Genomic DNA, 25,646 nt, shown 5'->3' on the forward strand with positions numbered 1-25,646 from the left:
CTCAAGCCCTGTTGATGTGAATGCAGTCACCGAACTGCGCGGGCGAGATGCCTGCCCGCGCCAGCGCAGCGTTCAAGATGTCCGAAGGAGCCTGCAGCCGGATGCGCTTGCCCCCAGCTTGTGCGGTCCGGCCAGCCGAAATCAGAAGTTGCAATCCGGCGAGATCGATCACGGCAAGGGCCGAACAATCGATTTCGACCTCAGCCTCGGCCTGAACAGCAGAGGTCATCTGATCAAACAGGTGACCTACCATTCGTAGCGAGCAATCTGCTGGAAGCATTAACGTCAGCACGAATTGAACCTTCTATATCTTGATCTTCGTTCCTTATGACCAACAAGATTCAATCTCCGATCCCGCACGACATCCTGCCGAATTACAACAGGATTACATACAAACAATCGAGATAGTTTAGGTCTGAAACGTTTGATAAGGCCAATCTTTACCTTCAATTCTGATCGATATATTAACCGCGAATCAGATATTGCGCTGGTTGTCAGGCAGTTGCGCCCGGCGAATCCAGTTTGCGCAATCTGTCTTCTCGCTTCGCCTACTGTAAAAAATCGGCGGCGGATTCAGGCAATCCGATCGGCCTAGGGGCTTTCAGATGGGTCGACACCTGCGATGTCGGAAGCTGCCATGCAGCCAAGGGCTCGCCAGTACGCTTGCTTCCGCCAGCGATCTGTGCCGCGAGCCGAGGTCGAGAACGGTGTGATGACGCGCGCCCATCACCGCTCGACAGCGCGGCGCCAGACGCTGCTTCATTTCGTCACCCATGACCCTCACGAAGCAATGGAGCACCTTGCGGCATACGGCGTGAACATCGCGATCTCGCCGCTGAATGAGTCCTCTGGACGGATTGAGATCAATGCACTGAATCAAGCGTCGGACGGGATCGTCTTTACCCGTACGAGTTTCGAGAATCCGGTCGAAATCCAGCCACGGCACAGTCCATGGGGATATCAACTGCTGGTGGCGCTCAAGGGTTCGACGAGCATCGAGCTCGGAGATCGCGTCATTCGCTGCGAAAGGCAGCAGGCCGCGATCTTCGATGTGGGCGAGACCAAGGCGCTGCATCGTTCAGCCCATTCGGAAAACTATTCCGTTCTCATCGACAGAAACCTGCTGACCAACCGTCTGTTCGAACTGACCGGGGCGCCGGTGATGCGCAAGCTCAGCTTCGAGCCCGAGCTCGATCTGGAGCAGCCTTCGGTCGACGCCCTGCGTTGCTTCCTCGTGGGGCTCGACCTTTCGATGCTGGTCCGGTTGCTGCAGGATGCTCCACATGGTGCGAGGCGCCTGAGCGCCTTGCTGGCAGACCTCATCCTGGAGGTGCTGCCCCATAATCACGCCAAGGCGCTGGAACGGGGCTCGCATCTCATCGCCCCAAAGCACGTCAAGCGGACCATCGAATTCATCCGGGAGAATGCCCGCAGGCCGATCCCCCCCGAGGAGCTTGCGGCGGTCGCCGGCGTCAGCCTGCGGGCCCTGCAATACGGCTTTCAGAAGTTCCTGGGGATGTCGATCTCCGAGTACGAGCGCTCGGTGCGGCTGGAGGGCGTCAGACGCGAGATCGAGGGCCATTCCGGCGAACGCGTCGGCGAGATTGCGCGGCGTTGGCGCTTCTCCAATTTCACGCGCTTCAATACGCAGTTCGAAGCAGCCTTTGGCCTAAGCGCGGTGGCACTGCGCACCCAGCTCAGCCAGCTGCCGCAACCGAAGGGAGCCGTGAAGCCCTAGATGCCGAAGCGACGAAGGGGGCTCGCCGGGGATCTCCGGGACAGGAATTCGAGCTTAGCGACTTCAACCGTCAAAAAGGCGGCTCAGGCGCCACGCTCCAGCTCCGCCGCCGCAAAGGCGACATGGTAGAGGACGCGCGTCGGGACGATATCCTCGCGCGAACCACCGTCAGGACCGAAGCGGTTCGCCCAGAGCAGTGCGCCGTTGCCGAAGAAGAGCTCCCGGATCTCCGTGAAGTGACGTTCCGCGCGCTTCGCCGCGTCGCCGTCGCCGAAATGCCGCGCCCGCGCGATCTCGGCTTTCACATACTCGGTCTGCGGCCACAGCAGACGATCGAGAGACAGAGGATCGCCTGCTGCGCTCATCGCCTCGATGACCCCCACCCGGCCATCCGCGAAGCCCCGAACGCCATGCTGCATTGCCGAGGCGTAGAGCCGCTCGATGGGGGCAAGCACCCGATCATCGGCAGAGAGACCATGGTATTCGAGCAGGAGCCAGACCCATTCGAAATGGTGACCCGGCTCGCGCCAGTCGCCCTTTTCCCCCGGGCAGGGCGCCAGGTCCTCGGTCATGAACTCGATCAGCGAGCCGGTACGCGCGTCGAAGAAATGCGCCAGGAAGAGATCGACGATGCCCCGCGCCCGCAGAAGCCACTCGGCTTCGCCGGTGACCCGGCATGCGGCAAGCAGCGCCTCGAGCAGGTGCATATGCGGGTTCTGGCGACGAGGGCCAGCGGAGGGCTCGAGGCGCTCGCGATAGCCGCCGGCCGGATGAGCCATCCGATCGTCGAGAAAGGCGATGGTCTCGCGCAGAACGGAACGATAGCCGGCATCGCCGGTCACGTGCTCCATCCAGGCAGAGGCGAAGGCCACGAAGGCATGATCGTAGAAGTCGCGGGTCGCCCCTTCGGGCCCGGTGCTCTGCCTGAAGCCGCCATCGGCCGAGCGCAACGCGTCGACGATCACGGCGAAGGCATCCTTCGCGGCCTTCAGCGCCCAGTCGCCCGGCGCACCGAGCTTGTGTGCCACTGCAAAGCTGTAGGCAAGGCGAGCCTGGACCAGCAGCATCCGCGGCTGCCCGATCAAGGGCTCGCCGGATGCGGACAGCCCGCTCACGAAACCGCCGGCGGGATGACGGGCACTCCGCGCCCAGCTGGGAAGCAGCTCCTCGGTCAGCCACCGTCCGGCGCGGCCTCTGGGAGAAGCGAAATCAGGCATTCCGGCTGCCGCAGAATTCATCGTCACGTTTTCAAGCCACGCCATGTGTCGCCAGCAGATGCCGCATCCGTGCGGTTGCCTTCTCGGGATCTATCAGGGCGCCGGCCTGATCGGCCAGTCTGAAGACCCGCGAGAGATGCAGAATCGAGCGCGTGCTCTCCTGTCCGCCCAGCATTGTGAAATGGTCCTGATGACCGTTGAGCCAGGCGATGAAGACCACACCCGTCTTGTAGAAGCGTGTCGGGGCCGTGAAGATTTCGCGGCTGAGCGGAACGGTCGCCGCCAGTGTCCTGCGAAAGCGCTCCTGCTCGCCGCGCGCAAGATCCCCCAGCGCCGCGTTCACAGCGGGCGCGATCGGATTGAAGATGCCAAGCAGCGCATCGGAGTGCCCGTGCTCGTCTCCCTCGATCAGCTCGGCGTAGTTGAAGTCGTCCCCGGTGAACATGCGCACCCCGGCCGGCAGGCGGCGGCGCATCAGGATCTCCTTGTCCCTGTCGAGCAGGGAGATCTTGATGCCGGCAACTTTGTCGGAATGGGCCGCGATGATGTCGAGCACAGTAACGATGGTGGTCTCGAATTCGGCCCCGCCCCAATACCCTGCCAGGGCGGGATCGAACATGTCGCCCAGCCAGTGCAGGACGACCGGCTCGCGCACCTGCGACAGGATGCGCCCATAGACGCGGGCATAATCCGCCGGTTCGCGTGCCGCGGCGGCCAGCGCGCGCGACGCCATCAGGATGATGCGCCCACCGAGCGCTTCGACTGCCTCGCACTGGGTCTCATAGGCCCGCAGCACGTCATCGACCGTGACGCCCGGACCCGGCTCCAGATGGTCGGTTCCGACGCCCGAAGCGATCAGCGCCCCCGGGAAATCCCGGCTCGCCTCGACGCTGCGGCGGATGAGCTCCAGCGCCGAGGGCCAGCCAAGTCCCATGCCGCGCTGCGCGGTATCCATCGCTTCGGCGACACCAAGACCCAGCGACCAGAGATGCCGGCGGAAGGCGATGGTGCGCTCCCAGTCGATCGCTGCGTCGAGCCAGGGATCGTGCTCGGCCAATGCATCCACCACGACATGGGGCGCAGCATAGGCCACCCGCGTGAACGGGCCCTCATGCCGCTCGAAAGCGCGCGCCGGCGACAGGGTGAAGGTCTCGCTGCGCCCAGGCGCGACGGGTAGGGCAAGGTTCGGCATTGAAGACCTCGGCGCTGTCACAAGCGGTGGAGATGGAGCCCGCCATCGACATGGAAGGCGTCGCCCGTGCTGAAGGGGAGTGCGCCGGTCGCAAGGGAGGCGACGGTACGAGCCACATCCTCGCCCTCGCCCCAGCGGGCAACCGGGGTCAGGCCGTCGGCGATCATCGCGTCATAGCGAGCGGAGACGGGCGCCGTCATGGGGGTGCGGATCACGCCAGGCCTGATCTCGTGGCACATGATGCCATATTCGGCGAGCCGCAAGGCAAAGAGCTTGACCATCATCGAGGCGCCCGCCTTGGAGATGCAATATGCACCGCGCTCGGGTGACGCCAGAACCGCGCTCGCGGAGGTAACGGTGATGATGCTGCGCGCGGGCTCCGGCGGCGCAGCCTCGCCGGCCATGCGCCGCGCGATCGCCTGCGTCAGCAGGAACGTGCCACGCAGGTTGATCCCCATCACATGATCGAACTCGTCAGCGCCCCCTTCGAGAAGATCGCCGCGCTGGCGCATCGGCACGCCGGCATTGTTGACATGGCAATGCAGCGGGCCGAGCGCGCCGGCCATGCTCTCGCCGATCCGCGCTGCGTCCGAGCCGATATCACCCGCGACAAGCGCATGGCGACGACCGCACGCGACCACCGCCGCCCCGGTCTCGGCCAATGCCTCTTCGCTGAGATCGTTCAGGACGAGATCGAAGCCGGCCTTGGCCAGCGCGATGGCGATGGCCTGACCGATGCCGCGGCCTGCTCCCGTGACGCTGGCGACGGCCATGTCTCAGAGCCCCTGCCAGTTCGGAGCCCGCTTCTCGCGGAATGACGCCAGGCCCTCGCGCGCATCCTGCGTCGCCGACGCGATCGCTCCGCCCAGCGCCTCGAGCGCGCGCGACGGCGCATCGTTCTCATGCACGGAGAGCGCAAGCTTCGCAGCCGCGACCGCCACCGGCGCGCGTCCCGCGATCAGCTCCGCCAGCCGCGAAGCCTCGGCCCGTGCCCCTTCGCCGTCGAAGACACCGTTGACGAGACCCCAGCTTTCCGCTCGTACCGCATCGATTCGCTCTCCGGAGAAGATCATCTGCTTGGCGCGAGGCAGCCCGACCGCGCGCGGCAGGCGCCCGGTTCCGCCCCAGCCGGGCAGCGTCCCGATCGAAACCTCTGGCATTGCGAACATCGCCTGTTCCGACGCAATCCTGATATCGCAGCAGAGCGCGAGTTCGAGCCCGCCACCAAAGCAGGCGCCCTCGACGACCGCGAGCGTCGGCACGCGCAACGCAGCGAGACGGCCAAAGGCGGAATGACCGGGGACGATCCAGCGCTGCCACATCTCGATCGGCGTCAGACCCGACCAGGCGTTGATATCGGCCCCTGCGCAGAAGGCCTTGCCCTCCGCCAGCAGCACGGCACAGCGAATGGCCGGATCGGCCTCGATGGCGTCGCAGGCACGGATCAGCCCGTCGAGCATCGCCGGCGTCAAGGCATTGAGCTTGGCCGCACGTCGCAAGGTGATGCTGGCGACAAGGCCGTGGACGTCGAATGAAAGCTCTTCGCTCACGACCTGGCTCCAAGGACGAGGCCCATCGGGGCCGGATCGAACAGGCGAGGATCCATCGGCCTGAGATCGGCGGCGACCTTCAGCGGAATATCGGCCTGCTCCAGAACATCGCGCTTCAGGTCGATGCCGTTGGCGATCTCGATCACCTCCGGCCCCTCATCGGTGAGGCGCATCACGCAGCGCTCGGTGACGTAGAGCACGTCCGTGCCAACGCTCCGGCTGCGGCGGCCGCTGAAGGTGACATGCTCGGCCTCCGGCACGAACTTCCTGAGCTTGCCCTCGCGCTTGATGGTCAGACCGCCATCGGCAATCGCAACATCGAGCCCACCGGTGGTGAAGGTCCCGCTGAAGACAACGCGCTTGGCGTGAGCCGTGATGTCGACGAACCCACCGGCGCCAGCCGTGAGATAGGGCCTCGAGCCCAGCCGCGAGACGTTGACGTCGCCCGCGGCGGAAACCTGGAGGAAGGAGAGCAGCGCGCAGTCGAAGCCGCCCCCCTGGAAATAGGTGAACTGCTGGGGCGAAGGCAGGATGGCGTCGGCATTGGCCGCACATCCGAAGGCGAAGCCCGTCAACGGCATGCCGCCGACCGCACCCTGCTCGATAGCCCAGGTGACGCTGCCGGCCTGCCCTTCGGCGAGCAGCACACGTGGAACCACGGCCGAGACGCCGAAGCCGAGATTCACCGCCCAGCCCGAGCGCAGCACCATCGCCGCGCGCCGGGCGATGACGGTCTCGATGCCGAACGCCGGCAGCTCGAAGGCCGATGCCGGCACGCGGATCTCGCCGCTGATCGCGGGATCATAGTCGATTCCAGTGGTCTGGCGCTGGTCGGGGTCGACGACGACGTGATCGACAAGGTGTCCCGGGACCACGACCTGGCGCGTCGGCAGCGAGCCGGTCGCAACGACACGCTTCACCTGGGCGATGACGATGCCGCCATGGTTGCGGACTGCCATGGCCTGGTCGAGCGCGCCGAGCGGTGCGCCCTCATGTTCCATGCTGATATTGCCGCGTTCATCGGCGGTCGTGCCGCGGATGATCGCGACCTTCGGTACGATATTGGGGAAGTGCAGCCACTCCTCGCCGCTGAACGCGACGACGCTCACCACTGGCGGGCGGGCACGCGCCGCGTCGTTCATCGCACAGCCATGGCGGCGCGGGTCGACGAAGGTGTCGAGCCCGACCTTGGTGAGAACACCGGCTCGTCGTGCCGCGACATCGCGGTGCATGTCGAAGAGAATTCCGGATGGAACGTTCCAGGCGGCAATCTCGTTGCTGCCGATCATCGACCAGATCCGCGGGGACGGAAGCGAGGACGGGCCGGACGGATAGGAGCCGGCGAGGATCGCGCTGAGCAGGCCGGGCTGGGCGAGATGGTCGATGCCGTCGATGCCGTACATGTCGCCGGCGGCGATCGGGTGCAGCGTCGTCAGATTGCGCGGATGACCTTCCGCCTTGAAGCGTTCGCCGATCGCCTTGAGCACGGCGTCGGGACAGTTCAACCCGGACGAGGAAGAGACGGTGACGACGGCGTCGTCGGGGATCAGGCGGGCCGCGGCCTGCGCGGTGATGACAGATTTAGACATGGCGATGTCCAGGGAGGGAGGGGGCGCCCGTCGTGTTCCGGACGATGAGGTGGGCGGGTTGAAGGCAGGTCTTGGGCGGCGCGTTCGGAGCGTCGAGGCGCTCGAGCACGAGCTCTGCCGCCTTGCGTCCGAGATTGCGGGGCTCGATCGCGACCGTGGTCAGGGCCGGCGTCCGCAAGGCCGCCTCCATGATGTCGTCGAAGCCGGTGATCGAGAGCTCACGACCCGGCGTCATGCCGCGCTGCGCCAGCGCCAGCGTCGCACCGATCGCCACGAGATCGTTGAAGCAGACGAGCGCCGTCGGCTGCGGGCCAAGCGCCAGAGCGGTCTCCGCAGCAGCGACGCCGCCTGCGAGCGTCGGCGGACAGGCGATGGAGAGCGGCGTCGGCAGGCCCGCCTCATCGGTCGCCTGCTTCAGGCCGGCGAAACGTTCGCGCTGGACCGAGGTTTCGTCATTATGCCCGGCAAACGCGATGTGCCTGTGACCGAGTCCCAGCAGATGGCGACCAATGGCCTGCGTACCAGCCGCGTTCTGAGCGCCGGAATAATCCGAGACCAACCCCTCGACATGGCGCAACGCCTGGACCAGCGGCAGGTCGGACGGAATCTGGGCTCTCAGTTCCGACGCATCGCTGCCGGTCGACGGGCAGAGGATCAGCCCGTCGAGCCGATGCTCGCGCATCCGGGTCAGGATTCGTGACTGCCGTCCGCAATCCTCGCGCGTGTCGGCGATCAGGACGAGCGCGCCCTCCGCCTCAAGGCTCTCGGACACGCCGGCGGCGAGCTCCGAATAGAAGGGGTTGGCAAGATCGAAGACGATCAGCCCGATCGTGCCCGATCGAGCGCCCCGCATCGCGGCAGCGGCCCGATCATAGATGTAGCCCAGCTGGGACGCGGCACGCTGAACCCGCTCGCGTGCCTCGGCCGAAACCGGGGCGCCACGCAGCGCAAGCGAAGCGGTCGACTTCGACACGCCCGCCCGTTCCGCGACTTCGATCAGCGTTGGCCGGGACATCGCTAGAGAACGGCTCCGAGGAATTGCTGCAGTTCCGGAGTCTTCGGCGCACCGAAGAACTCCTCGGGTGGCCCCTGCTCGTGAATGCGTCCCTGATGGAAATAGACCACCCGGCTCGCCGCTTTCCTCGCGAAGGCCATTTCATGTGTGACAAGCAGCATGGTCATGCCGGACCGCGACAGGCCCTCCATGACCTTGAGCACCTCACCCGTCAGTTCCGGGTCCAACGCCGATGTGACCTCGTCGAAGAGCATCACCTTCGGACGCATGGCCAGGCTGCGCGCGATTGCGACACGCTGCTGCTGCCCGCCGGAGAGCTGCTCCGGGAAAGCGTCGTATTTCTCGGCCAGCCCGACCTCGGCGAGCACAGAACGGGCGATATCCGAAGCCTCGGCCTTGCCGATCTTCTTCACCAGTCTGGGCGCCAGCTCAATGTTCTTGCCGACCGTCAGATGCGGAAAGAGATTGTAGGACTGGAACACCATGCCGACATCCTGGCGCAGCGCACGCAGGGCTTCCTCACCGGGAGCCAGCGCGTGACCGGCAACGATGATCTGCCCGGAATCCGGCGTCTCCAAGCCATTCAGGCAGCGCAAGAAGGTGCTTTTGCCCGAGCCGCTGCGGCCGATCACCGCGATCAGCTCCCCTTCGGAAACACTCAGCGAGACACCGTCGAGGACGGTGAGCGATCCGAACGACTTGCGAACGTCCTCAGCTACGACGACCGGCATGGAGCCTCCTCTCGAGCCGCTGGCTCATCACGCTCAGCGGCCAGCACATGGCGAAGTAAAGAAGTGCGACAGAGCCGAAGACCCAGAAGGGCTGGAATGTCACGTTGTTCATGAGGGTGCCGGCCCGCGTCAGCTCGACAAAGCCGATGATCGACGCCACCGAGGTGTTCTTGACGATCTGCACCATGAAGCCGACCGTCGGCGGCACGGCCAGCCTGACGGCTTGCGGCAGCACGACATAGACCATGCGCTGCGCCGGTTTCAGTGCGAGCGAGGACGCCGCCTCCCATTGCTGGCGCGGTACGGCCTCGATACAGCCTCGCCAGATGTCGCCCAGGAAGGCACTGGCATAGACCGTCATCCCGAGCGCCGCCGCCACGAGCGGCGGAAAGCGCAAGCCGAGGAACGGCAAGCCGTAGAAGACGAGGAAGAGCACGATCAGCACCGGCGTGCCCTGCACCACGCTGATCCAGCCCGCGGCGATGTTCCTGAGCATGGCGTTGCGCGACACCCGCATCAGCGCGACGACCATGCCGATCGCGCCGCCGCCGATGAAGGCCAGCAGCGAGAGCAGCACGGTCCAACGCGCCGCCTCGACAAGAAAGGTGAATTCGGCGGGACCGAAGGAACGGATCATCGACGCACCGCCACCGCGCGACGACGCGGAAACAGGAAGCGGCCGGCGAGATCGAAGCTCAGGCGAAACAGCATCGTGAGGCCGAGATAGAAGCCGGCGAGGATGATGTAGACCTCCATCGAGCGATAGGTGCGGCTGTCGATCAGCGCCCCCGCAGAGGACAGCTCCTCGACGGAAATCTGGGAGAGGATCGAAGAGGCAAGCATGGTGAGGACGAACTGGCTCGACAGCGCCGGCCAGACTCGCTCCAGGGCCGGCAGAAGCACGACGTGGAGCAGGATATCGCGGCGCCTCAGTCCGAGTGCCGCACCAGCCTCGATCTGCGAGCGATGGGTCGCCTCGATTCCAGCCCGGATGATCTCTGCCGAATAGGCGCCGAGATTGAGGGTGAGCGCGATCAACCCGGCCTGGATCGCCGTGATCTGAATGCCCAGGCCAGGAAGCCCGAAGAAGACGAGGAAGAGCTGGACGATGAAGGGCGTGTTGCGCATGCCCTCGACATATCCCGCCGCAAGAACGCGCAGGATCCGACTGCGTGCACTGCGCGCGACCGCGCACAGGACGCCGATGACCACGCCGAGCACGATTGCGACAGCGGAGATCCAGACGGTCTGCAGAAGGCCGCTCAGGAGCGTGTCCAATTGCGCCCAAACGTCGGAAAAGACGAGGCTTGGCATAGTGCTGACATTTCGATCGCGGGAGAAGACGAAGCCGGTGCGCCGCCAGGGCGCACCGGTGCGCTAGCTCAGAAGACCGGGAGTTCCGGCAGAGGCGCGTTGAGCCACTTCTTGGAGATTTCGTCGAGCTCTCCAGAGTTCTTCATGAACCAGATCGTATTGTTGAGCCACTGATGCAGCTCCATCTGGTCCTTGCGGACAGCCATCGAGTTGGGCTGCAGCGCGAAGGCAAACTTGAGCTCGGCGTTGGCGCCCTTGTTCTGACCCAGAATCTGATTGACCGTGGTGTCCGGAAGAGCCGCGGCATCGACCTGGCGGCTGAAGACCGCCTGGGCGCAGATCGCATCGTCATCGAAGCGCACGATGTTCGTACCCGGCATCGCCATGCGCGTCAGCGTGGTGTCCTGCGGGCTGCCGCGCGGAACCGCGACGCGTTTGCCGGCGAGATCAGCCAGAGACTTCGCAGCCAGATCGTTCGCGCCCATGATCGACATGCGGAAGGCGCTGTAAGGCATCGGGAAGACGATGGTCTTGGCGCGCTCCGGCGTCGGTCCGAGCGTCGCGACCAGCAGGTCCACGCGCTTGGCCTGCAAGGCGGGAATGCGTGCCGGCGGTGCCAGCGCGGTGATCTCCGCCTTCACGCCCATGTATTTAGCGATGAGATTGGCGACATCGACATCATAGCCCGATGCTTCGCCGCGCTCATTGACGATACCGAAAGGCGGCACGCCCGACACGACGCCGATGGCAATGCTGCCGCGCTTGGTGAATTCCTCAGGCGTCGAGGCGCTGGCTGTCGTCGTGCTTGCAGTGACCGCAGCAGCGGCGGCCGTCCCCAAGGCTAGTGCGCCCAAAGCGGCGCGGCGTGACGGATTATGCTCGTCCATGCACTTTCTCCATGTCGCGTTTCCATGAGCCGGGCTTCTAGAACGTTCCAGCTTCGAACTGGAACGTTCCATATGACCAAATCGGAGTCAAGCCCACGAACGCTTCCATCCAGCTCATCGCTCTCCACTCGCGAGCAATCGTCGCCGGAAATCTCTTCGGATGTTGGCGTTTCCGTCCATAGCCAAAGGGGAGCGAGCGATGCGGATGGCTGGTTTTCGTGCCCGCCATGACTCCCCTTCAGCGGGCCTCGTCGAAGTGGATGCTGAATGTCAGCCCACTCCGGGCCGGTTCGCGCGACAGCAGCTCAATCCTGTGAACAAGCAAGAATTCGCCCTATACAACCTAGGCGAGAAACGCCAGATTTGGGAGCGGCGCGATGAGATAATCTGCGAGCGGGGGAAGTTGGCATGGCATGCCCTGATGTCGTCGATGCCCCCCACTGGATTCATCACGTCCTAGTCACGACGGACGATGTGAATCTGCGCCTCAAGCTCGACGCCATGGATGCGTGGCTCAGTCTGCGGGACATTCCCTATCGCGTTGTCGCCCTGCCCAGGGACAAGATGGCGATACGGCTCTGCTTCCTGGAAGAAGAGTCCGCTCATGCGTTCAAGGCGTTTGCGGGCGGGCTAAGCGTCCCCTCCGACGAGACCACGCTCGCACTGGCTGCGGACCCCGCCAATGATGATTTCTATCAGGTGCTCGAGCACCGGTTGGCTGATTGAAGCCGGGATAGCGCTCCCAGCCAAGAACGTTGGGAGCGCTGCGCTCTCCCGACACTCTGTCTGAGGATGGCCGCCTGACGTGGCCCCGGAGAAAACCAATGACCAAGAGCCGTTGGCGAGCGGCGTCGATCAGCGAACAGGCGTGCCTTCAAGCGCCTCGACGATGGCCTGATAGCCGCGCGCGCGGGCATGCTGCAGCGGCGTAAGGCCATCCCGATCAGCAATCGCGGGATTGGCGCCCGCGGCGACCAACGCCCGCACGGTCGCGACATGCCGTGGGCCGCCATTGCCGAGCACCACCGCCTCCATCAGGGCAGTCCAGCCGAGATTATTGACGTGATCGAGGGACGCCTCCGCCTTGATCAGCTCTTCCACGATGCCCTCATGGCCGAGATGGGCGGCGGCGATCAGCGCGGTGCCGTCATAGCGGCTGGTGACGAGGGTCGCGGCTGCGCCCGCAGCTAGCAGAACCTTCAACGTCGGCACGTCGTCACTGACTGCGACGATGGTGACGGCATCATAACGCTGGTGGTCGAGAAGCGCCGGGTTCGCTCCCGCGACGATCAGGGCGCGCGCCACGGCCCCCTGCCCGCGAAAGGCCGCGACATGGAGCGGCGTGCGGCCGTTGCCGTCCCGGGCGTTCAGGTCAGCACCGGTCGCGACAAGGCGGCTGACCTGAGTGACGTCGCCGGACGCGGCGGCAGCGTGGAGGCCCTGATAGGCAGACAGTTCCGTGGCGCTCGGCGACGTCTGCGCCCGCACCTGGCCTGACAGGGTCGTGACCGCGAGGATCACGGCGGCGAACAGCGTTCTCGACATTGACCCGCTCCGACAATCCCGAAGACGGCCGGAGCGCCGGCCGCCTTCATCGACATGCCCAAGAATAGTCTCAGCGCAGCTTCGACTTCACCTTCTCGATGCCGGCATTGGCGCATTCTTCATCAAGATGCCCCCCGGGAGCGCCCCCGACCCCGACCGCACCGATGACCTCGTCACCGACCTTGACCGGCACACCGCCGCCAAGCAGCAGGAAGCCATCGATCGATGCGAGATGGCGGGCGGCCGGATTCTTCTCGGCACCTTCGGCGATCGCCGAGGTGGAGTTGCGGGCTGAGGCGGAGGTAAAAGCCTTGGCGCGGCTGGCCTCGACGGTGTGCGGCCCCGCCCGATCAGCGCGAAGCACGGCGCGCACAAGCCCGGCGCGATCGACGACTGTCGCCGTCACATTGAAATTCTTGGCCGCGCACGCCTCGACTGTGGCCTGGGCGAGTTCCTGGGCGATGGCCAGCGGCATGTTCCGCTCCTGGAGAACCTGAGCCCCGGCGACGGCAGGGACAAGCGCAAGGGCCGCGGCGGCGGCAAGGCGGATCGTGGACATGATTTCTCCGGTTCTGAGCATGATCGAACCCTGTGCTCGACGGAGAAAGGTTAGCCCGAGGCGGCGGCGAAGATTATCGGTGTGGTGCCGGAGCCATCTCCGTAATCATACGGAGGCCCGCCGAAGGGCCGAGCCCTAAAGCGCGGCCCGCACCATGGCGGCGACCGAGGTCGCGCCAAGCTTTTCCCCGATATTGGCACGATGAGTCTCGACCGTGCGGGGCGAGAGGTCGAGCGCGCGTGCGATCTCCTTGGTCGACCGGCCCTGCGCGACCAGATCGAGAATTTCGCGCTCGCGTGGGGTCAGGCGGGCGAGCAGTGCGGCCCGTTCGGTCCGCTCTGCCTGATCCCGGCTGAGGTCGTCGCGCTGCGCGAAACCGGCCTCGATCGCCTCGAGCAGAACCTGCTCATCGACCGGCTTGGTCAGAAAATCGACGGCCCCTGCCTTGAATGCGCGCCGGCAGGCGGTGACATCGCCGTGGCCCGTGATCACAACCGTCGGCATGCGTACTGCCTCGGTGGCCATCCGTTCGAGCAGCTGCAGACCCGAGATCCCCGGCATGCGGATATCGACGACCACGCAGCCATCCTGCTGCGGATCCGGGCGATCAAGGAAAGCCTGTGCGCTCGAAAACGGCTTTGCGGCGAATCCCATGGTCTTCAACAGCAAGGTCAAGGCTTCCCTGACATCGCTGTCGTCATCGACCAGATAGACCGTGCGTGCAGCCGGTTTCATTCCGCAGCAACCTTCCGCTCCGCGATCAAGGCGGGGAGACGGATCGTGAAGACGGCCCCACTCGCCGCTCCGTTCCGGACTTCTATGCGTCCGGCCGCGCTTTCGACCAAGCGCTCGCATAATGGCAGGCCAAGGCCCATTCCGCCGCTCTTGGTCGTGAAGAACGGCTCGAAAAGGCGCGCCATATCGGCATCCGCAATGCCGCTCCCCTGATCCGCGACCGAAATCTCCGCCTCCCCAGCGACCTCCCGGACCGTGATCGTGATCACGCGCCGCTCCTCCGGCACTGCATCAAGCGCCTCGGCAGCGTTTCGAACCAGATTATGCACGACTTGTTCGATGGAAACGCGATCCACCACCGCCCATGGCGGAATGGGGCTTAGTTCCAGTCGCAACGTGATCGCGCGCTCCTGCAGGTCGCGTCCGACCAGTTCGACCACATTGCGGGTAATCTGGTTGAGATCGGCAGGCTGCCGGACCGGATCACGTCGTGAGACATAGGCCCTCAGCCGCTCCAATATCTCGCCCGCCCTCCGCGCGTGACGGACATTGGCTTCAAGCACGCTCACGAGTTCGTCGGGGGTTTTCCCTCCCGACAGAGCCAGGCGAAGGCCCGCCTGGCTCTGGCTGAGGATCGCCGTCAGGGGTTGGGTTATCTCATGGGCAATGCCGGACGCCATTTCACCGACTGTATTGACCCGCATCGCATGGGCCAGCCGGGCCTCATGCTGGTGCAGGCGCATGGCCTCCCTTGCGCCCGCCGTTCGCCGTCTCTCGCGCCGGATCACCAGCAACAGGAAGACCGCGAGCCCCGTCGCGGTGAGTACGGCGAATGCGGTGCGCGGTGGGAGGAGATCCGCCAGAACCGGCTGCCCGGCGAGGTGCAGCACGAGCGGCTGTGACCGACTGCCCAGCGCCCTTTCATAGCTGAGACGGGGGATCACTCCCTGTTCGGGAAGGGTTACCCCGGTCTGAACGAGGATCGCTCCGGCAGCATCCCGAAGCACAAGAGCGATCTCGTGCGGCAGGCCGCCCTCCGGTTCGACCAGGAGCTTGCCGTCGATCACCAGGATGAGCGCGCGGACTTCGGACGCAGTGTCGGGAAGGCGCTTGACCAGCGCGTAGAACGGCGCCCCCCCTCGGCTGGCGACCGTCCCAGCCTGCCCTGGCCCGAGTTCGCGGAGCTTTCCCGCAAGCGCCGCCATGTCGAAATCCCGGAGAGCAGGCGGCGGGCTGCCGGCATCCATCTCGGATGCCCCCGCGAAACCGACCAGGGCGACAGCAGCGATGCGGGGATAGAAGCGTTGCATCGCCTCCACCACAGCCTGGAAGGTTACAGATGATGCATCCGAGCTTGCGAGGACTGCTGCCAGGCTGGTCAGATGGGCGTCATGCTGATCGACGCGCTGCGACAGGACGCGGTGCAGCGTGCCGCCATCACGCTCCAGCCCATCCCGTACCCGGACGAATTCGGCCGCAGCCGCCAAGGCAAGGGCGATCAGCGCCAGCGGTATCCACAATCCGAGAAAGGCGAGGAGCCGTTGCTTCACGAGGGTGCGCCTAGTTTAGGACACCCTATCGCGCAAGCCCTCCATCGTCACCGTCGTGCTCGCCCAGCCGAGACAGCCGGCCTATCCAACGTCCCGTTTCCCACGTCAGGCAGGATGCCAGAGGATGCGCGAGGCCGTATGCGGCCTCGCGCATCGGTCTGTTTCAGAGATGACCGGCTTGGTCATCCGCCCTGCGGCCACCCCGGATATGGCCCACTGGATCGTCGGCGCCGCGGGCGCGACGCACGTCGCCGACCGGATTATCGGCCCCGCGTCCACGCCGGGCCTGACCGACGGAATCATCCGCGCCACGTCCCTGTCGCACATGGCCGGCCGGGTCATCCGCTCCTCGCCCACGCCGGGCCTGGCCGACCGCATCGTCCGCACCCCGTCCCTGCCGCACATGGCCAGCCGGATCATCCGCTCCACGCCCACGCCGGGCCTGACCGACTGCATCGTCCGCACCCCGTCCCTGCCGCGCATGGCCAGCCGGATCATCCGCTCCACGCCCACGCCGGGCCTGACCGACTGCATCGTCCGCACCCCGTCCCTGCCGCGCATGGCCAGCCGGATCATCCGCCCCACGCCCATGCCGAGCCTGACCTACGGCATCGTCTGCACCGCGACCGCCCCGAGCATGACCGGCTCCATCATCGGCACCGCGGCCACGCGCATCGGCAGCGCCGCCACCGCCACTCGACGAACCGCCGAGACCTCCACCGCTATCGCCACCGCGGCCACTGCCGCCGCTACTGCCGCTGGAGCCTGAGCCGGAGCCACTTCCGCCGCCACTGCCACCGCTGCCTCCGCCAGAGCCGCCGCTGCCACCACCGGAGCCTCCACCACTCCCTCCACCCCCAGAACCACCTCCGCCTCCGCCTCCCCCGCCGCCGTCGCGCGCCAGGATGACGCGGGCCGCATCCTCACGCGACGACGCATTCTTGCGAGCGGTGGAAGTGTTCTCGCCCTCACCGCTCCGGGACAGGGCCGACGCCCCCAGGCGGATGATGCCTTCCAGGTGAGGCGAGCTGTCGCCACGGATGGCGGCGCTCACGCCCTGCGAGCCGGTGGTCGCCACCAGGATGGTGGTCGCCAGCATAAGTGATCGCAATGTCATGGTCGTATCTCCTTGCCATAGCCACCGCCGATCATTCTCTCCTCGGTGACGAAGCAGAGCCTGCACGCCCTCGAACCTCGCCAGCCTGACGCGGCTTGTCAGGGAAATGTCAGCTTGGATGTCGTAGCTTCGAAAGTTACCATGCGACATTCACGCAACATCGCCCTGTGGCGCGCGGTTCCGGCCCTCGCGGTCGTATTTGCGCTCGTCGCGACAAACCCGGCCTGGATCGCCCCCGCCTTTGCCAAGGACGGTGGAGGCGATGGCGGCGGCGGCGGCGGCGGGGGTTCTGGCGGCAGTGGGGGTGGCGGCGGTTCCGGAGGCGGAGGTGGCTCTGGAGGCGGAAGCGGGGGTAGCGGTTCGGGCGGTGGCGGCTCCGGCGGTGGCAGCGGCGGCTCCAGTGGCGGCTCCGGATCCAGCGGCGGCGGAGGCTCCGGCAATAGCGGAAGCAATTCCGGCAGCGGCAGGTCGGGCAATGACGGCGGATCCGCCGCGAGCCAAAATTCGGGAGACAATCAGCGCGGTCGTTCAGGTCGTGGCGGCAGAAACGGCGAGGATTCCGTCAGCACCGGCCAGCACTGGGGCAATACGAGCGCCGATTTCGCACGTCAGGCCACCCAGGGGGGGCAGGTCGTGTCGCTCGGGGCCGTCCTGTCGGTGGTGCGCGCGGCTGTCCCCGGTGACGTGCTCGAGGTCGACCTGCGCCTCGCGTCCACGGGCGAATGGCGCTATGAACTACTGGTTCTCGACGGCACAGGCCGCTACCGCGAAGTCGTAGTCGACGCCCGGCGCAACCGGATCCTCCAAATGCGGAGGCGATGATGAGAATTCTCGTCGTGGAGGACGAACGGCGCATCGCCGGCGATGTCGCCTCCGCGCTCACGGAAGCCGGCTATGTTCCGGAGGTCGTCCATGACGGCGAGGCCGCTTGGTTTCGCGCCGAGACGGACGATTTCGATGCGCTCGTGCTCGACCTCGGCCTGCCGAAGCTCGACGGGCTCTCGGTTGTCCGCAAGCTGCGGGCAGCCTCGGTCAGAACGCCGATTCTGGTCCTCACCGCGCGCGGCGCCTGGATGGAGCGCGTCGAAGGCATAGACGCCGGCGCCGATGACTATCTGCCCAAGCCGTTTCAGGCTGAGGAGCTGGTCGCCCGGGTCGGCGCACTCATTCGCAGGGCTGGCGGTCACCTGACGCCTCAACTGGTCTATCGTGACCTCAACATCGACACACGCCGCAGGACGGTCGCGGTTGGCGGGCGCAATGTCGAGTTGTCTCCGTTGGAATACCGGCTGCTGCGTTATCTCGTGCATAATCAGGGACGGGTCGTGTCGCAGGGCGAACTGATCGACCATGTCTATGGCGGCGATCACGAACCGGACAGCAACGCCGTCGAAGTGCTGGTTGGGCGCTTGCGCCGGAAGGTCGGAGCCGAGACGATCGGCACCCGGCGTGGCCATGGCTACATCATCGGGGGCTGAGTCGATGAGCTCGGGCTCGATCCGCAAGCGCATCCTGACGATCGCGGCTCTGACGATTGCCGTGACGCTCGCGGCCGCAGGCGCAGCGCTCATCCTGGTGTTCGAGCAGCATGTCCTGAAGCGTATCGCGATCGAGCTGGAGATCCGCTCCAGTGAACTCGCCAAGGCGTTCGAGCTCGATGCGGACGGCAATCCGCTGATCAACCACGATCTCGCCGATGCGCGCTATCAGTTGCCCTATGGCGGCGCCTACTGGCAGATCAGCGAAGGGGCGGTGCAGCTTCTGCGCTCGCGGTCGCTCTGGGACCAGATCCTCGATACGAGCGCGGTCAAGGTGGAGGACAAGAGCAAGGGCGCGTTCGAGATCGACGGGCCGAACAAATCCGAGCTCTATGTGCTCGAACGCTCGGTGAAGCTCGAGGGCGCCGATGGCCCACGGACCTTCCAGCTGGCCGTCGCGCTTGACCATGCCGACATCGGCGAACTGCGCCATGCCTTCTCCCTCGATGTCGCCAAGATCCTCTTCCTGCTCGCATTGTTGCTGATCGGCGGGGCCTGGTTGCAGATGCGGTTCGGCTTGCAGCCGCTTCACCAGTTGCGCGCGAGCCTCACCGCCGTGCGCGAAGGTCGCACGTCCCGCCTGACGGGGACCCTTCCGGAGGAGATCAAGCCGCTGGTCGACGATCTGAACAGGCTGCTCGATCGTCAAGATGAGCTGGTCCGCAAGGCACGCGACAGAGCGGGCCTATTGGCACACGGGCTGAAGACGCCGCTCACGATCCTGTCGAGCGAAGTGGCACGTCTGGAAAGATCCGGACAGCACGCACATGCAGCCATCCTGCATGAGCAATGCGAAGCGATCGGCGCGCATGTCGAGCGCGAGCTTGCACGGGCGCGGACGCACGGTGCGATACAGGCGGTGAGCATGAGAACGCTCGTCCTGCCGATCGTCGACCGACTGGTCGATCTGATGAGCCGCATCGACAGCGCCAACAGCATCACCTGGAGTATCAAGGTTCCCGAAAACGTCAGCGCCGCGATGGAAACCGACGACTTCGCCGAGGTCGTTGGCAATCTGCTCGACAATGCTCGCAAATGGGCGCGTAGCGCCGTCACGGTACAGGTCCACACCGCTGACGACGGCAGCACCGTTCTTTCGGTCAGCGATGATGGACCCGGCGTGCCGGGAGACCGACGCCAACTGATCCTGCAACGTGGCGTCCACTTCGCTCCGGACAGTCACCATTCATCGGGTCTGGGCCTTGCGATCGTTTCGGATACGTTGGCCGAATACGGTCGGGAACTGATCGTCGCCGACACCGAAACCGGCTGCACCATCTCGTTCGAAATAGAGCCTCCTCGGCGCAGCGAACGAAAGCACGGAGATGGTGCAATGAAGCTGAGGCCTGCAGTGATCCAATAGGCCGCACGGACCGAACGGATCCGGTTGGGCCGCTTCCGCCGAACCGCGCCCGGCCCGAACCCAGTCACAGCCTCAACTGATTCAGATATGAATGGCGTGCCCGAGCGCCTTCAGCGCCGCCTCCTGCACCGCTTCGCCAAGCGTCGGATGAGCGTGGATCGTCCCCGCGATATCCTCGAGCGTTGCGCCCATCTCGATGGCGAGCCCAAACGCCGCGCTGAGTTCGGAGACGGACTGCCCGACCGCCTGGATACCGAGGATCACATGGGTGCTGGCCTGCGCGACGATGCGGACAAAGCCCTGCTCGCTGTGCAGCGTCATCGCACGCCCGCTGGCAGCGAGCGGAAACAGCCCGGTCTTGATCTCGAAGCCGGCGCGGCGCGCCTCGTCCGGTGAAAGACCGGCCGAGACGATTTCCGGATCCGTGAAGCAGATTGCCGGAATGCAACGCTTGTCCCAGGCGCGCGGCAAGCCTGCGACGATCTCCGCCACCAGCTCGCCCTGAGCCATGGCGCGATGCGCCAGCATCGGCTCGCCGGTGACGTCACCGATCGCGTGGACACCGCGCATCGAGGTCTCGCAGCGCTCGCCGATGCGGATGAAGCTGCCATCCATGTCGAGCACCAATTCCTCGAGACCGAGATCGGACAGGGCCGGCTTGCGACCAACGGTGACGAGGATAGCGTCCGCCGCGATCCGCCGTTCCTCGCCTTCCGCCGTTTCAACCAGCACAGACTTGGCATCCGGAGCCGCGCCGCGCGCCTTCGCTCCGAGCAGAAGCTCGACGCCCAGCCTCGACAGCGATTTCTCCACGGGCGCGGTCAGCTCGGCATCGTAAAGCGGAAGGATCTTCGGCAGGGCCTCGACGATCGTGACCTGCGAGCCGAGCTTGGCAAAGGCGATCCCCAGTTCGAGGCCGATATAGCCGGCTCCGACCACCGCCAGCCGCGCTGGAACCTCGGGCAACGACAGCGCCTGCGTCGACGAGATCACGGTGCCGCCAAAGGGCAGAAAGGGCAGTTCGACCGGTGCCGAGCCGGTGGCGATGACGATTGTTTCGGCCCGGATCAGCTTCGGTCCCGTCTCGGTCTCGACGGCAACCGTCTTGCCGTCGCGAAAGCGGGCCCGGCCATGCACGACCTTGACCTTGGACTTGCGCAAGAGCGCGGCGACGCCGTTGTTCAGGCGCTGAACGATCCCGTCCTTCCAGCCGATGGCCTGCTTGAAATCGAGCGCCGGCGCCGAGGCCGTGAGCCCGAACGGGGTTTTGCCCTGCGCGGCCGTAGCCAGCTTCTCATACTCGTCGGCGACATGGATCAGCGCCTTCGACGGGATGCAGCCGACGTTGAGGCAGCTGCCGCCGAGCTTCGTGCTCTCGACGATCACCGTGTCGATGCCGAGCTGGCCAGCTCTGATGGCGCAGACATAGCCGCCCGGGCCCGCGCCGATGACAAGCAGTTTGCAGGTGATCTCGGTCATGGCGTCAGGCATCCACGAAGAGCATTGCCGGGTTTTCCAGAAGCTCCTTGAGCCGCTGCACGAAGACGGCCGCATCCCAGCCGTCGATGACGCGATGGTCGAAGCTCGACGACAGGTTCATCATCTTGCGCGGGACGAAGCTCGTGCCGTTCCACATCGGCCGGATCATCATCTTGTTGACGCCGACGATGGCGACCTCGGGGTGGTTGATCACCGGCGTGGTCGCGATGCCGCCGAGCGCTCCGAGCGATGTGACCGTGATCGTGGAACCCGTCAATTCGTCACGGGTCGCGCTGCCTTCGCGCCCCCGTTCGGCGAGGCGGCCGAGCTCCCGGGCGCAGTCCCAGAGATCACGAGCCTCGGCGTGCTTCACGACCGGCACGATCAGCCCGGTCGGCGTCTGGGTCGCGATACCGATATGGATGCCGGCATGCTGGTGGACGATGCCGGCCTCGTCATCGAACAACGCGTTCAGGTTCGGCTGCTCGGCCAGCGCCTTGACGAGCGCCCGCATCACGAAGGGCAGAAGCGTCAGCTTCGGTCGCTCCGGCGTCGGCTTCTTGTTCAGGACGGCGCGCAAGTCCTCGAGGGCGCTGACGTCGACTTCCTCGACGATGGTAATGTGCGGAATGCGCGCCTTGGACAGCGCCATCTTCTCGGCAATCTTGCGACGCAGGCCGACGATCTTGACGGCGGTGACGGCGGTCAGGCGCGCCAGCCCTGGCGCACGTTCGGCCTCGGGCCCGCGCAGCGCGAAGCTGTCGAGGTCCTCATGAGTGATGCGGCCGCCCGGGCCGGAACCCACGACCTGGCGCAGGTCGATCCCGGCCTCGCGCGCCTTCAGCCGGACGGCCGGCGAGGCGAGCGGTTTCTCGCCAGCCTGCCGCCTCGGTGCGACGCTCAGCGGAGGAGCTGAGACCGCGCGCGGCTTCGGTGATGCAGCGGGCTTGGCCTCAGCCAGCTTTACCGGAGCGGAGGCAGGCGCTTCGTTTTTCGACACAGCGGCAGGCGTCTCAACAGCCACCGGCTCGGGCGCCTCGTTTGCTGCCGCTTCGTCAGCATCCGCGGCGCCTTCGCCGGCAACCTTCAGCCGAACCAGCGCCGAGCCGATCGCGACGGTATCGCCGATATCGGCGCCGACCCAGACCACCTCGCCCTCAACTGGCGACGGGATCTCGACCGTCGCCTTGTCGGTCATGACAGCGGCAAGGAGATCGTCCTCGCGCACGATGTCGCCGACTTTGACGTGCCACTCGACGAGCTCGGCCTCGGCAATGCCCTCGCCGACGTCCGGAAGCTTGATGACCCGTTCCGCCATCACCGGCTCTCCATGATCTCGCGCAGGGCCGCGCCGACACGCGCCGGGCCGGGGAAATAGGCCCATTCCTGGGCATGCGGATAAGGCGTGTCCCAGCCAGCGACGCGCATGATCGGCGCCTCGAGATGGTAGAAGCAATGCTCCTGCACCAGGGCCGTGAGCTCGGCGCCGAAGCCCGAGGTCAGCGTCGCCTCATGCAGGACGATGCAGCGGCCGGTCTTGCGTACGGAGGCCACGATCGTGTCGAGATCGAGCGGCAGCAGGCTGCGCAGGTCGATGACTTCGGCGTCGATGCCAGTCTCTTCCGCTGCCGCCTCGGCGACATGGACCATGGTACCATAGGCGATGATGGTGACGCTCGCGCCCTCGCGCCGGATCGCGGCCTTGCCGAGCGGCAGCGCGAAATGGCCGTCCGGCACCTCGCTCAACTCATGTTTGGACCAGGGTGTCACGGGGCGATCGTGATGACCGTCGAACGGGCCGTTATAGAGCCGCTTCGGTTCGAGGAAGATGACGGGATCGGGATCCTCGATCGCGGCGATCAAGAGGCCCTTGGCGTCATGCGGATTGGAAGGCACCACGGTCTTCAGCCCGGAAACATGGGTGAAGAGCGCTTCCGGGCTCTGGCTATGCGTCTGCCCCCCAAAGATGCCGCCGCCGGTCGGCATGCGGATCACCAGCGGGCAGGTGAAATCGCCGGCCGAACGGTAGCGCAGCCTGGCCGCCTCCGAGACGATCTGATCGTAGGCCGGATACATGTAGTCGGCGAACTGGATCTCGACGCAGGGGCGCAGGCCATAGGCCGCCATGCCGACTGCCGTGCCAACGATGCCGAGTTCGTTGATCGGAGCGTCGAAGCAGCGATTCACCCCGTATTTCTGCTGCAGGCCATGGGTGCATCGGAACACGCCACCGAAGAAGCCGACATCCTCGCCATAGACCACGACATTCTCGTCGCGGCCCATCGAGACATCGAGCGCCGAACGGATCGCCTCGATCATCGTCATCCGAGCCATCGCGTCAGACCCCGCTCTGCTGACGCTGCCGGCGCAGGTGCGGAGGCAGTTCGGCATAGACATCCTCGAAGATGTCTCGTGCCGAGGGCTTGCCGCCGGAATGCAACGTGCCGTGGCCCTCGGCCTCCTTCTGCGCAGCAATCACGGTTGCGAGAATCTCGGCCTCGGCCTGCTTGTGCCGCTCTTCAGTCCAGGCGCCCAATGCGATCAGATGCTGTTTCAGCCGGATCAGGGGGTCGCCGAGCGGCCAGCCTTCCGATTCATGCTTGGGCCGATAGGCGGAGGGGTCGTCCGAAGTCGAGTGGGCGCCGGCGCGATAGGTGACGTACTCGACCAGCGTGGGCCCGAGATTGCGCCTGGCGCGCTCGATTGCCCATTGCGCGACGGCATAGGTCGCAAGGTAGTCATTGCCGTCGACGCGCAGGGCCGGAATGCCGAAGCCAAGGCCGCGCGCCGCGAAAGTGCCGGAGCCGCCGCGGGCAATGCCCTGGAAGGTCGAGATCGCCCACTGATTGTTGACGACGTTGAGGACGACCGGGGCCTTGTAGGTCGAGGCGAAGACCAGGGCGGCGTGGAAATCGGACTCCGCCGTCGAGCCGTCGCCGACCCAGGCCGCGGCGATCCTGCGATCGCCCTTGATCGCCGAGGCCATGGCCCATCCCACCGCCTGGACGAACTGGGTGGCGAGATTGCCGGAGATCGAGAAGAAGCCGTGCGCTTTCGACGAGTACATGACCGGAAGCTGGCGGCCTTTGATCGGGTCGCGCTCATTCGAGTAGATCTGGCACATCATGTCGACGAGCGGATAATCATGCGCGATGAGGAGCCCGGCCTGGCGATAGGTCGGAAAATTCATGTCCTCCGGGCCGAGCGCGATGCGAAAGGCGCAGCTCACCGCCTCTTCCCCGGTGTGCTGCATGTAGAACGAGGTCTTGCCCTGGCGCTGCGCCATCTGCATGCGGGCGTCGAAAGCGCGTAACGTCATCATGTGGCGCATGCCCCGGATCAGAGCATCCCCGTCGAGATCGGGCACCCATGGGCCGACAGCCTGACCCTCCCGGTCGAGCACGCGGATGATCGAATACGCGAGATCGCGAATCTCCTTGGGATCGATATCGACCGGAGGCCGGCGCACCGAGCCCGCTTCCGGGATGACCACATTGGAGAAATCCGGCCTGCCGCCAGGGCGACTGGCCGGTTCGGGGACATGAAAGCGCAACGGCTGATCGGTCATGCCCGCACTCCGGCAAGGGCGCCCAGCCGACCCGCATCCAGCGAGCCGACATAGAATGAACCTGGCTCGTCGCCGAACTCGAAAGCCTCAACAGCTGCGAGCGCCGGATGGCGGGCAAGGCGGAAGCCGATCTCCGCGCAGTCCGAGACGCCTTCGGTCTCGATGACCATGCGGATCGCGGTTCGTCCGTCATCTTGGCGGGAGCTCGACAGTTCGACAAGGGCGAAGCCGAAGCGTTGGGCATCGAGCAGGAGCCTGACCAGCCCGTCATGGGCGTCGCTGGTCGACGCTCTCACCACCACGCGCCGTTGCGTTCGCCCGGTCATCACACCCTCCCCCATCGCCGCAACGACGGTAATCCGGCAAACGGAAAGAGATTTCCCGAAGGTGCTCGACCTTCCGCGATATCTCGGTAAATTCTTCCGCCACTCTCTCCAGTTGCAGAAGATTCATCCGATGTCCGGCAAGACCAAGCGCAGCGACACTCTTGACCCTATCGACCGGCGGATTCTGTCCGCTCTGCGGGCCGATGGCCGCCTGACGACGAGCGCACTGGCCGAGAAGGTCGGGCTCTCGGCCTCGCCCTGCTGGACACGGGTCAGGCGGCTGGAGGAAAGCGGCGCAATCGAGCGCTATGTGGCAGTCCTGAATCACGCGGCGCTGGGGCTCAACAACACCGTCTTCGTCGAGATCACCCTCGACAAGCACGATGACAAGGTGCTCGACACGTTCGGGGACGCGCTGGCGCGCATTCCCGAGGTGGTCGAGGCTCATCTCGTCACTGGCGAATACGACTATCTCGTCAAGGTCGTGGTCAGCGGCACCGACCACTACGAGCGTTTCCTCCGTGAGACGCTGTACCGGATCCCCGGAATTCGCCAGTCACGCACAACCTTCGGTCTCAGGACGTTGAAGCGGGCGATCTCGGTCGATCCGCTGCAACTGCCGTGACGCGCCAT

27 protein-coding genes are annotated in these 25,646 nt (G+C 65.6%); 7 read left to right on the top strand and 20 right to left on the bottom strand.

All coding sequences use genetic code 11. From position 1 onward, the window contains the following. Nucleotide 1: 1 nt before the first annotated feature. Nucleotides 2-292: an STAS domain-containing protein gene (locus AB4099_RS23740; RefSeq protein ID WP_162768471.1), complete on the bottom strand. Its 291-nt coding sequence runs from the start codon at nt 290-292 to the stop codon at nt 2-4. Nucleotides 293-712: 420 nt separating this feature from the next. Here AB4099_RS23740 and AB4099_RS23745 point away from each other — a divergent pair, with 420 nt between their 5' ends. After that, nucleotides 713-1,738: an AraC family transcriptional regulator gene (locus tag AB4099_RS23745; protein ID WP_441479842.1), complete on the top strand. Its 1,026-nt coding sequence runs from the start codon at nt 713-715 to the stop codon at nt 1,736-1,738. 83 nt (nt 1,739-1,821) lie between these two features. Here AB4099_RS23745 and AB4099_RS23750 read toward each other — a convergent pair whose 3' ends face one another. The 10 genes from AB4099_RS23750 to AB4099_RS23795 all read right to left on the bottom strand — a co-directional run bounded on the left by AB4099_RS23750 (nt 1,822) and on the right by AB4099_RS23795 (nt 11,233). Beyond that, the gene (locus tag AB4099_RS23750; RefSeq protein WP_441479843.1) at nt 1,822-2,853 is read right to left on the bottom strand and encodes an AGE family epimerase/isomerase; all 1,032 of its coding nucleotides are present in this window, start codon (nt 2,851-2,853) and stop codon (nt 1,822-1,824) included. A 133-nt stretch (nt 2,854-2,986) separates the two neighbouring features. Next, on the bottom strand, nt 2,987-4,147 hold the full coding sequence (locus AB4099_RS23755) for a dihydrodipicolinate synthase family protein (RefSeq protein ID WP_441479844.1): 1,161 nt from the start codon (nt 4,145-4,147) through the stop codon (nt 2,987-2,989). A 17-nt stretch (nt 4,148-4,164) separates the two neighbouring features. Continuing rightward, nucleotides 4,165-4,920 (bottom strand): 3-ketoacyl-ACP reductase, encoded by a 756-nt coding sequence (locus tag AB4099_RS23760; protein WP_441479845.1) that lies wholly within the window; start codon nt 4,918-4,920, stop codon nt 4,165-4,167. 3 nt (nt 4,921-4,923) lie between these two features. Next, the gene (locus tag AB4099_RS23765; protein ID WP_441479846.1) at nt 4,924-5,697 is read right to left on the bottom strand and encodes an enoyl-CoA hydratase/isomerase family protein; all 774 of its coding nucleotides are present in this window, start codon (nt 5,695-5,697) and stop codon (nt 4,924-4,926) included. Further along, nucleotides 5,694-7,286: an acyl CoA:acetate/3-ketoacid CoA transferase gene (locus AB4099_RS23770; RefSeq protein ID WP_441479847.1), complete on the bottom strand. Its 1,593-nt coding sequence runs from the start codon at nt 7,284-7,286 to the stop codon at nt 5,694-5,696. Before AB4099_RS23770 ends, AB4099_RS23765 begins: the two co-directional genes overlap by 4 nt. Continuing rightward, nucleotides 7,279-8,301, bottom strand: coding sequence for a LacI family DNA-binding transcriptional regulator (locus AB4099_RS23775; protein ID WP_441479848.1), 1,023 nt, complete (start codon nt 8,299-8,301; stop codon nt 7,279-7,281). The genes AB4099_RS23770 and AB4099_RS23775 overlap by 8 nt, the downstream gene beginning before the upstream one ends. Nucleotides 8,302-8,303: 2 nt before the next feature. After that, nucleotides 8,304-9,032, bottom strand: a complete 729-nt coding sequence (locus tag AB4099_RS23780; protein ID WP_069877795.1) for an amino acid ABC transporter ATP-binding protein — start codon at nt 9,030-9,032, stop codon at nt 8,304-8,306. Continuing rightward, the gene (locus tag AB4099_RS23785; protein ID WP_441479849.1) at nt 9,013-9,669 is read right to left on the bottom strand and encodes an amino acid ABC transporter permease; all 657 of its coding nucleotides are present in this window, start codon (nt 9,667-9,669) and stop codon (nt 9,013-9,015) included. The genes AB4099_RS23780 and AB4099_RS23785 overlap by 20 nt, the downstream gene beginning before the upstream one ends. Next, nucleotides 9,666-10,310 carry an amino acid ABC transporter permease gene (locus tag AB4099_RS23790; protein ID WP_441479850.1) on the bottom strand — a complete coding sequence of 215 codons (645 nt, stop codon included), beginning with the start codon at nt 10,308-10,310 and terminating at the stop codon, nt 9,666-9,668. Before AB4099_RS23790 ends, AB4099_RS23785 begins: the two co-directional genes overlap by 4 nt. A 104-nt stretch (nt 10,311-10,414) precedes the next feature. Next, nucleotides 10,415-11,233: a transporter substrate-binding domain-containing protein gene (locus tag AB4099_RS23795; RefSeq protein WP_069877798.1), complete on the bottom strand. Its 819-nt coding sequence runs from the start codon at nt 11,231-11,233 to the stop codon at nt 10,415-10,417. A gap of 408 nt (nt 11,234-11,641) precedes the next feature. On the opposite strand from AB4099_RS23795, the gene AB4099_RS23800 reads away from it, so the two are divergent. Then, entirely contained in the window at nt 11,642-11,959 is a 318-nt protein-coding gene (locus AB4099_RS23800) for a hypothetical protein (RefSeq protein WP_441479851.1), read from the top strand. A gap of 129 nt (nt 11,960-12,088) precedes the next feature. Here AB4099_RS23800 and AB4099_RS23805 read toward each other — a convergent pair whose 3' ends face one another. The 4 genes from AB4099_RS23805 to AB4099_RS23820 form a co-directional block, all read right to left on the bottom strand. Continuing rightward, a complete protein-coding gene (locus AB4099_RS23805; protein ID WP_441479852.1) occupies nt 12,089-12,778 on the bottom strand; it encodes an ankyrin repeat domain-containing protein in 690 nt (229 codons plus the stop codon). A 70-nt stretch (nt 12,779-12,848) separates the two neighbouring features. Then, nucleotides 12,849-13,337, bottom strand: coding sequence for a GlcG/HbpS family heme-binding protein (locus AB4099_RS23810; RefSeq protein ID WP_441479853.1), 489 nt, complete (start codon nt 13,335-13,337; stop codon nt 12,849-12,851). 135 nt (nt 13,338-13,472) lie between these two features. Continuing rightward, complete coding sequence (locus AB4099_RS23815; RefSeq protein WP_441479854.1) at nt 13,473-14,072, bottom strand: response regulator transcription factor; 600 nt, start codon at nt 14,070-14,072, stop codon at nt 13,473-13,475. Then, on the bottom strand, nt 14,069-15,622 hold the full coding sequence (locus AB4099_RS23820) for a sensor histidine kinase (protein WP_441479855.1): 1,554 nt from the start codon (nt 15,620-15,622) through the stop codon (nt 14,069-14,071). Before AB4099_RS23820 ends, AB4099_RS23815 begins: the two co-directional genes overlap by 4 nt. A 124-nt stretch (nt 15,623-15,746) precedes the next feature. Between AB4099_RS23820 and AB4099_RS23825 the strand changes: the two genes are divergently transcribed. From AB4099_RS23825 to AB4099_RS23840, 4 genes are all read left to right on the top strand, one after another. Next, on the top strand, nt 15,747-16,391 hold the full coding sequence (locus AB4099_RS23825) for a hypothetical protein (protein WP_441479856.1): 645 nt from the start codon (nt 15,747-15,749) through the stop codon (nt 16,389-16,391). Between the two features lie 489 nt (nt 16,392-16,880). Continuing rightward, a complete protein-coding gene (locus AB4099_RS23830) occupies nt 16,881-17,561 on the top strand; it encodes a PepSY domain-containing protein (RefSeq protein WP_441479857.1) in 681 nt (226 codons plus the stop codon). After that, nucleotides 17,561-18,217: a response regulator transcription factor gene (locus AB4099_RS23835; protein WP_441479858.1), complete on the top strand. Its 657-nt coding sequence runs from the start codon at nt 17,561-17,563 to the stop codon at nt 18,215-18,217. Before AB4099_RS23830 ends, AB4099_RS23835 begins: the two co-directional genes overlap by 1 nt. Before the next feature lie 4 nt (nt 18,218-18,221). After that, complete coding sequence (locus AB4099_RS23840; RefSeq protein WP_441479859.1) at nt 18,222-19,640, top strand: ATP-binding protein; 1,419 nt, start codon at nt 18,222-18,224, stop codon at nt 19,638-19,640. An 81-nt stretch (nt 19,641-19,721) separates the two neighbouring features. Here the strand turns inward: AB4099_RS23840 and lpdA are convergent, their stop codons facing one another. Genes lpdA through AB4099_RS23865 form a run of 5 tightly spaced genes read right to left on the bottom strand, consistent with a single transcriptional unit; the run spans nt 19,722 to nt 25,013 of the window. After that, nucleotides 19,722-21,119, bottom strand: a complete 1,398-nt coding sequence (gene lpdA, locus AB4099_RS23845; protein WP_441479860.1) for a dihydrolipoyl dehydrogenase — start codon at nt 21,117-21,119, stop codon at nt 19,722-19,724. 4 nt (nt 21,120-21,123) lie between these two features. Next, the gene (locus AB4099_RS23850) at nt 21,124-22,437 is read right to left on the bottom strand and encodes a dihydrolipoamide acetyltransferase family protein (RefSeq protein WP_113518727.1); all 1,314 of its coding nucleotides are present in this window, start codon (nt 22,435-22,437) and stop codon (nt 21,124-21,126) included. After that, nucleotides 22,437-23,453, bottom strand: coding sequence for an alpha-ketoacid dehydrogenase subunit beta (locus AB4099_RS23855; RefSeq protein ID WP_113518728.1), 1,017 nt, complete (start codon nt 23,451-23,453; stop codon nt 22,437-22,439). The genes AB4099_RS23850 and AB4099_RS23855 overlap by 1 nt, the downstream gene beginning before the upstream one ends. Nucleotides 23,454-23,457: 4 nt before the next feature. Then, nucleotides 23,458-24,687: a 3-methyl-2-oxobutanoate dehydrogenase (2-methylpropanoyl-transferring) subunit alpha gene (locus tag AB4099_RS23860; protein WP_113518729.1), complete on the bottom strand. Its 1,230-nt coding sequence runs from the start codon at nt 24,685-24,687 to the stop codon at nt 23,458-23,460. Further along, nucleotides 24,684-25,013, bottom strand: a complete 330-nt coding sequence (locus AB4099_RS23865) for a hypothetical protein (protein WP_113518730.1) — start codon at nt 25,011-25,013, stop codon at nt 24,684-24,686. The genes AB4099_RS23860 and AB4099_RS23865 overlap by 4 nt, the downstream gene beginning before the upstream one ends. Before the next feature lie 130 nt (nt 25,014-25,143). Here AB4099_RS23865 and AB4099_RS23870 point away from each other — a divergent pair, with 130 nt between their 5' ends. Next, on the top strand, nt 25,144-25,638 hold the full coding sequence (locus AB4099_RS23870; protein WP_441479861.1) for an Lrp/AsnC family transcriptional regulator: 495 nt from the start codon (nt 25,144-25,146) through the stop codon (nt 25,636-25,638). Nucleotides 25,639-25,646: the final 8 nt, after the last annotated feature.

The organism is Allobosea sp. 2KB_26, assembly GCF_052115715.1.
Taxonomy (GTDB): Bacteria; Pseudomonadota; Alphaproteobacteria; order Rhizobiales; family Beijerinckiaceae; genus Allobosea.